The sequence below is a fragment of the Actinokineospora spheciospongiae genome (assembly GCF_000564855.1).
GTDB classification, from domain to species: Bacteria; Actinomycetota; Actinomycetes; order Mycobacteriales; family Pseudonocardiaceae; genus Actinokineospora; species Actinokineospora spheciospongiae.
This window is the reverse complement of the sequence record NZ_AYXG01000067.1, coordinates 1-7,007: the sequence shown is the minus strand read 5'-3', so window position 1 is coordinate 7,007 and position 7,007 is coordinate 1. Positions and strand designations below refer to the sequence as shown.

The following is a 7,007-nucleotide window of genomic DNA, read 5'->3' as shown; positions in this document are numbered from 1 at the left end:
CTCCGAGTCGGGGAGGTCGAGCGTTCCGCCGGTGGGGCCGGGTGGAGCGGGCACTGACGTGGAGGCGTCTGCGCCCGCAGGTCCGGGGCCCGCCCAGGCAGGCCGCTCCGGGACGAAGAAGCCGAGCGTGCCGCCGGTGCTGCGGTCGGAGGCAGCGGGCGCTGATGCGGAGGCGTCTGCGCCCGCCGATCCGGCGCCTGCCCGGGCGGGTCGTCGCAAGGCGAAGAAGTCGGGCGTTCCGCCGGTGCTGTGGCCGGACGAGGCGGGCGCCGACGCGGCGGGGGCGCCCGCGGGTCCGGGGCCCGCCGGGGTGGGCCGTTCCGGGGGCGGGGTGCCGCCGGTGCTGTGGCCGGACGAGCCGGACGAGGTCGAGCCCGCCCCGGTCGGGGGCGTCCTGGACGAGTCCGCGGCGGACCTGGTGGACGGGGTGACCGAGGAGGCCGTGGCCACCCTCGCCGCCGACCTGCCGCCGGAGGAGGCGGTGGACGGGGAGTCCGCGACCAGCGGGCAGCGCTTCCCCGACCTGCGCGCCGACGCCGACCTCGACTCCGCCCTGGAGGCGGTGCTGCTGGTGGTCGACGCCCCGGTGGAGACCGAGGTGCTGGCCGCCGCCGTCGACCAGCCGGTCGGCCGCACCCGGCAGGCGCTGCGGCGGGTGCAGGCCCGCTACACCGAGGCGGGCAGCGGCATCGACCTGCGCCGGGTCGGGGCGGGGTGGCGGTTGTTCACCCGCGACCGGTTCGCCCCGGTGGTGGAGAAACTGCTGCTCGACGGGCAGCGGGCCAAGCTGACCAGGGCCGCCCTGGAGACCCTGGCGGTCATCGCCTACCGCCAGCCGGTGTCCCGGGCGCGGGTCGCGGCGGTGCGGGGTGTGAACGTCGACGGCGTCATCCGTACCCTCGTGGTGCGCGGCCTCATCGAGGAGAGCGGGACCGACTCGGAAACGGGTGGCATCCTGTACGTGACTACCGAGTTGTTCCTGGAGCGGTTGGGCCTGTCCTCGTTGGAGGACCTCCCCCCGATCGCCCCTCTGTTGCCGGAAGTGGAAGCGATCGACGATGTCTCCTAGGTCCCAGCCCAACCCCGCCGCCGACGGTGTGCGCCTGCAGAAGGTCCTCTCCGGTGCGGGGGTGGCCTCGCGCCGCGCCGCCGAGGACCTCATCGACCAGGGGCGGGTGAGCGTCGACGGTGAGGTCGTCCGCGAGCAGGGCAAGCGCGTGGACCCGGACAACGTGGTCATCCACGTCGACGGTGTCCGGGTCATCGTCCGCGAGGACCGCGTGTACCTGGCCCTGAACAAGCCCCGAGGCGTCCACAGCACGATGGACGACGACCGCGGGCGCCCCTGCGTCGGCGACTACCTGCGCGAGCGGGTGGACAAGCTCTTCCACGTCGGCCGCCTCGACGCCGAGACCGAGGGCCTGCTGCTGCTCACCAACGACGGCGACCTGGCCCACCGGCTCATGCACCCGTCGTTCGAGGTCGCCAAGACCTACCTGGCGGAGGTGCCCGGCCCGGTCGCCAGGGACATCGGCAAGCGCCTGCGCGACGGGGTGACCCTGGAGGACGGCCCCGCCCGGGTCGACTCGTTCCGCATGGTCGACAACTACGCGGGCAAGGCGCTGGTGGAGGTCGTGCTGCACGAGGGTCGCAAGCACATCGTCCGCAGGCTCCTGGAGGAGGTCGGCCACCCCGTCCTCAAGCTGGTCCGCACCCAGATCGGCGACGTCCGCCTGGGCAACCAGCGCCCCGGCTCCCTGCGCGCCCTGAGCCGCCCCGAGGTCGGTTCCCTCTTCGCCGCCGTGGACCTCTGAGCGCTCACCGCCGGGTCATCAGGAACCCGTGCTCCACCAGGTAGTCCAGCCCGAACTCCGTCATGAGCCGGTGCTCCGGGCGGGGTTCGGCGTGGGCGTGGTCGATGGAGAACGCCTCGGCGAAGTGGCCGTGGACCTGGTCGGCGCCCACGCTGAACGGGGGTTCCGACGCGGTGGGGCGGTATTCCAGCGTGGTGAGGAAGTACCGGGTCCCCGGGGCGCACAGCGAGGTCAGGTGCGCGGCGTACCGGTCGCGCGCGTCGTCCGGGAAGGCGGTGAGGGCGTTGCGGTCGTGGACCAGGTCGACCGGGCCGAGGGCCGCCGCGCCCAGGTCGAGCAGGTCGCGGCACCACACGGTCACGTTGCCCGCCCGGTGCACGCCGTCGGTGACCGTCGGGGTGAGGCCCGCTGAGTCGAAGAGCTCGGTGACCGCTCGGGGGGTGGCCTCGACGCCGACGACCTCCGCCGCGTGCTCGGCGAGGAAGAGCAGGTCCGCCGACCCGCCGCGCAGCGGGACCAGGACCCGGGCGCCGGACAGGTCGGTCGACGCGGCCAGTTCGGCCACCCAGGGGTGCGCGGTGGGGGTCGTGCCGAGGTCCCGCGGGTCTTGCCGGAAGGTCAACTCCATCGAGGAACCGTATGCCGCAGCCCCGCGTGGGCCAATCGGCCGACCGGGTGAGCACGTGAATGCGCCTCAGGTTGTGGCCGGGGTGCCCACCTTGCGCTGCACGGCCCTGGCGACCGGTTCGACCACGCGGGCCGCGACCGGGCCCAGGATCGCCATCAGCAGCACGTAGGCCGTGGCCAGCGCCGCGAGCTGCTCGTCCACGGCCCCCGCCGCGACCGCCAAGCCCGCGATGACGATGGAGAACTCCCCTCGGGCCACCAGCGCCGCCCCGGCGCGGGCCCGGCCCATCCTGGCGATGCCCTGGCGCTTGGCGGCGTACCAGCCGGTGACGAGCTTGGTGAGCGTGGTCAGCACCGCCAGCCCGACCGCGTAGGCGAGCACCGGGGGGATCGACCGGGGGTCGGTGTTGAGGCCGAACACCACGAAGAAGATCGCCGCGAACAGGTCGCGCAGCGGCTCCAGCAGCTTGGTGGCGTTCTCGGCGGTCGAGCCGGAGATGGCGATGCCCAGCAGGAAGGCGCCCACCGCGGCGGAGACCTGCAACTGCGAGGCGATCCCCGCCACCAGCAGGGCCGCGCCGAGCACCCGGAGCAGGAAGACCTCCGGCTCGGGGCTGTCGACCACCATCGACACGTACCTGCCGAAGCGCAGCGCGATGACCAGCACGACCGTGATCACCACCAGCGAGATGCCGACGGCGGTGAACCCGCCCAGCAGCGTCGTGCCGGCCAGGACCGCGGTGAGGATCGGCAGGTAGAGGGCCATCGCCAGGTCCTCGAACACCAGGATCGACAGCACCACCGGGGTCTCCCGGTTGCCGAGCCTGCCCAGGTCGCCGAGGACCTTGGCGACGATGCCGGAGGAGGAGATGTAAGTGACCCCGGCCATGGCCAGCGCCCCGACCGGGCCCCAGCCCAGCAGGAACGCCACGACCGCGCCGGGGGCGGCGTTGAGCACCAGGTCGACGACCCCGGCCAGCCAGGAGCGGCGCAGGCCGGTGACCAGCTCGGCGGCGGAGTACTCCAGGCCCAGCAGCAACAGCAGCAGCACCACCCCGATCTCGCCCGCGAGTTCGGTGAAACCCTCGATGCCCTCCAGCGGGACCAGCCCACCCGCGCCGAAGGCGAGGCCGCCGACCAGGTAGAGCGGGATGGGTGAGATGCCGATCTTCCAGGCGAGCCGTCCGAGGATGCCCAGGCCGAAGAAGACCGCTCCCAGCTCGATCAGGGAGATGGCGGTGTTGTGCAAGTTCTCGGGTTCTTCCTCGTGCTCAGCCGTTTTCGAGGACGTCGACGGCCTTGGCCAACCCCTCCGCGGTGCCGACGGTGATCAGCAGGTCGCTGCCGCGGAACACGAAGTCCGGCCGCGGCGAGGGGTGCACGGTGCCCGCCCGCACCACCGCGACGACGGAGACCGCCGTGCGGGTGCGCAGCGCCGTGTCGCCCAGGGTGCGGCCGTCGTACGGGGAGTTCGGGGCCAGCGGGAGCTGCCGGGTGCTCACCCCGGCGACCTCCCGGTTCTGCTCCTCCAGCAGCGCGACGAGCTGCGGGGCGCCGAGCAGGTTGGCCAGCGCGCCGGACTCCTCGACGGTCAGCGGGATCGACGCCACGCACGAGTCCGGGTCGTCGTGCTTGGACACGATCAGGTCGAAGTGCCCGTCCCGGTAGGTGATCACCCCGATCCGGCGACCGGAACGCGCGACGAAGTCCTGGCGTGTGCCTATCCCGGGCAGCGGGGTCACCTCGACGTTCACCACACCACGGTAACAAGCCCGGCGCCCGATTCGTTCCCCCTGTTCACCCGGGGCACCGCTCAGCCCCGGACGGTCGCGCCCTCGAACAGCTCCGCCAGCCGGGGCAGCCGCACCGGATCGCCGGGCGGGACCGGGCCGGTCGAGTCGGCCACGCCGAGCCTGGCCAGTTCCTCGGCCAGGGCGCAGTCGCGGCCGGTGGACTCGTCGAACGCCTCGTGCGCGGCGAAGTCGAGGCTCTCCCACTCCGGCCAGTCCTGCGCCGACCACTCGCGCATCGGCCGGGCGGCGAGCGCGCGCACCCGCTCCACCCCGGCCAGCCCGTCCGGGTCGGCCACGACCGCGTCGAAGGTCTCCCTGCCCAGGGTGAGCAGCCACAGCCGGAACGACCGGAACGAGTACTCCGAGCAGGACCCGGCGTGGATGAGGTGGGCGGCGGCGAGCAGCTCCGGGGTGTCGGCGCGGGCGCGCACCGCGGCCAGCCGCACCGCGAAGTCCACCACCTGGGCGAGCGGGAGCCTGGTCAGCTCCTCGGTCAGCCACTCGGCGTGCTCGTCGCGGTCCCCGGGCTGCTCCACCGCCCGACCGATGAGCTGCCAGAACGCCTCGTCCGTCATGGCCCGATTCTGGCAGCCGGGACCGACACTCCACGACTCGTGGACACGTGTGAGGCTGTGGGCACCGCACCCGATGGAAGCGAGGACGACCGTGGCGCACGACGCGACGTTGACCTACACCTCCTACCTGGCCCTCGACGAGGTCCTCGGCGCCCAGCGCCCGCGCTCCGACGAGCACGACGAGCCGCTGTTCATCACGATCCACCAGGTCTACGAGCTGTGGTTCAAGCAGATGCTGCACGAGCTGCGACACCTCCAGGACGTGCTGGTCAAGGGCGACACCGCGCACGCCACCAGGACGTTGCGCCGGGTGTTGTCGGTGTTCAAGGTGATCGTGGCCCAGGTCGACGTGCTGGAGACGATGACACCGAGGCAGTTCACCAGCTTCCGGGCCCGGCTGGACGCCTCCAGCGGCTTCCAGTCGGCCCAGTTCCGGGAGCTGGAGGCGGTTCTGGGCCGCCGCGACCCCCGCGTCCTGGCGCACCACTCCGAGGCCCCGGCGCTGGCCGCGGCGATGTCGCGGCCCTCGGTGTTCGACTCGTTCCTGGCCTACCTGGCGGCGCACGACTACCCCGTGCCCCCGTCTCTGCTCACCCGGGATTTCACCCGTTCGTGGGAAGAATCGGCGGAGTTGCAGGAGGTGCTGCTGCGCGTCTACGCCGACGACAGCGGCCCGTCGACCGTGGCGGAGCACCTGGTCGACCTGGACGAGGGCTTGCAGGAGTGGCGGTACCGGCACGTGAAGATGGTCGAGCGCACCATCGGCACCAAGTCCGGCACCGGTGGCTCACCCGGAGCCGCCTACCTGCGCGGCACCCTGTTCACCCCGGTCTTCCCCGACCTGTGGGCCGTCCGGAGCGAGCTGTGACGGCCGAGGCGGGAACGCCGCGCCCGGAGGACCTGGCCCCGCACTACGCCCGGTTCCGGGTGGCCGAGCGGCTGCTGCTGACCGGCCACTCGCACCAGGCGTGGCCGGACGCGGCCCTGGACGGCCAGGTCGAGGCGTTCACCGACGCCGCCGAGCGGGTCGACGGCAAGTGGCCCCGCGCCTTCGCCAAGGCCGACCGCCTCCGCGCCCACTACGCCACCCTGGTCGGCGGCGGCGAGGTCGCCCTCGGCGCCAACACCCACGAACTGGTGGTGCGGTTCCTCTCCGCCCTGCCGCTGCGCACCCGCCCCCGCCTGGTCACCACCGACGGCGAGTTCCACACCCTGCGCCGCCAACTGGGCCGCCTCGGCGAGGGCCTGGTGGACCTGGTCCGCGTCCCCGCGCACCCGGTGGCCGACCTGGCCGCGCGCCTGGCGTCCGAAGTGGACGACCGAACCGCGGCGGTCCTGGTCTCCGCCGTCCTGTTCGAGACCGCGCACGTGGTCCCCGGCCTGGACACCCTCGCCGCCGCCTGCGCCCGCACCGGCGCGGAACTCCTCGTCGACGCCTACCACGCCCTGGGCGCCCTCCCCTTCGACGCCACCGGCCTCGAAGCGGCGTGGGTGGTCGGCGGCGGCTACAAGTACCTTCAACTCGGCGAGGGCAACTGCTTCCTGCGCCTGCCCCCGCACGCCGACACCCTCCGCCCGGTGATCACGGGTTGGTACGCCGAGTTCGACGCCCTGGCCGACGAGCGCAACCCGGACCTGGTCCCCTACGGCACCGGCGCGGCCAGGTTCGCGGGCGCCACCTACGACCCGGTCAGCCACTACCGCGCCTGCGCCGTCCTGGACTTCTTCGACAGCCGGGGCCTCACCCCGCAGGTCCTGCGCACGATCTCCCTGCGCCAGAACACGATCCTGGCCGAGGAGTTCGACGCCCTCGACCTCCCCGAGCACGTGGTCACCCGCGACCGCACGACCCCGCGCACGGCTTTCGGCGGCTTCCTGTCCCTGCGCACCCCCGACGCCGCCCGCCTGCACACCGCCCTGGCCGGAGCCGGGGTCGCCACCGACAGCCGGGGCGAACACCTCCGCTTCGGCCCCGCCCCCTACCTCCGCGACGACCAACTCCGCGCGGCCATGACCACCCTGGGGAATCTGGTGGAGTAGGGGCAGGCAGGCAGCAGGCAGCGAGAACACACCTCGAACAAAGCCACCTCACCACCCGCCGGTCGGGATGTGCTTGGCCAGCCGACCACCCAAGAAGCCGCCGGCCGGCTACGCAGAGGCCCGGGTGGGTGGATGTGTTTGGCCGGGGGTGGCGATCA

The 7,007-nt window shown here is 73.1% G+C and carries 8 protein-coding genes; 4 read left to right on the top strand and 4 right to left on the bottom strand.

Features of this window, described 5'->3' with window-relative positions; all coding sequences use genetic code 11:
* The first annotated feature begins 343 nt into the window (after positions 1 to 343).
* Positions 344 to 1,069: an SMC-Scp complex subunit ScpB gene (gene scpB, locus UO65_RS08695; protein WP_411431347.1), complete on the top strand. Its 726-nt coding sequence runs from the start codon at positions 344 to 346 to the stop codon at positions 1,067 to 1,069.
* The gene (locus UO65_RS08690; protein WP_052020920.1) at positions 1,059 to 1,814 is read left to right on the top strand and encodes a pseudouridine synthase; all 756 of its coding nucleotides are present in this window, start codon (positions 1,059 to 1,061) and stop codon (positions 1,812 to 1,814) included. The genes scpB and UO65_RS08690 overlap by 11 nt, the downstream gene beginning before the upstream one ends.
* Positions 1,815 to 1,818: 4 nt before the next feature.
* Here the strand turns inward: UO65_RS08690 and UO65_RS08685 are convergent, their stop codons facing one another.
* From UO65_RS08685 to UO65_RS08670, 4 genes are all read right to left on the bottom strand, one after another.
* On the bottom strand, positions 1,819 to 2,442 hold the full coding sequence (locus UO65_RS08685) for a class I SAM-dependent methyltransferase (protein ID WP_035280450.1): 624 nt from the start codon (positions 2,440 to 2,442) through the stop codon (positions 1,819 to 1,821).
* A 66-nt stretch (positions 2,443 to 2,508) separates the two neighbouring features.
* Positions 2,509 to 3,690, bottom strand: a complete 1,182-nt coding sequence (locus UO65_RS08680; protein WP_035280447.1) for a cation:proton antiporter — start codon at positions 3,688 to 3,690, stop codon at positions 2,509 to 2,511.
* Between the two features lie 22 nt (positions 3,691 to 3,712).
* Entirely contained in the window at positions 3,713 to 4,195 is a 483-nt protein-coding gene (locus tag UO65_RS08675) for a cation:proton antiporter regulatory subunit (protein WP_035280458.1), read from the bottom strand.
* Between the two features lie 59 nt (positions 4,196 to 4,254).
* Positions 4,255 to 4,809 carry a DUF4240 domain-containing protein gene (locus UO65_RS08670; RefSeq protein ID WP_052020919.1) on the bottom strand — a complete coding sequence of 185 codons (555 nt, stop codon included), beginning with the start codon at positions 4,807 to 4,809 and terminating at the stop codon, positions 4,255 to 4,257.
* Between the two features lie 91 nt (positions 4,810 to 4,900).
* Between UO65_RS08670 and UO65_RS08665 the strand changes: the two genes are divergently transcribed.
* Positions 4,901 to 5,677, top strand: coding sequence for a tryptophan 2,3-dioxygenase (locus UO65_RS08665; protein WP_233427487.1), 777 nt, complete (start codon positions 4,901 to 4,903; stop codon positions 5,675 to 5,677).
* Positions 5,674 to 6,849: an aminotransferase class V-fold PLP-dependent enzyme gene (locus UO65_RS08660; protein ID WP_052020918.1), complete on the top strand. Its 1,176-nt coding sequence runs from the start codon at positions 5,674 to 5,676 to the stop codon at positions 6,847 to 6,849. The genes UO65_RS08665 and UO65_RS08660 overlap by 4 nt, the downstream gene beginning before the upstream one ends.
* Positions 6,850 to 7,007: the final 158 nt, after the last annotated feature.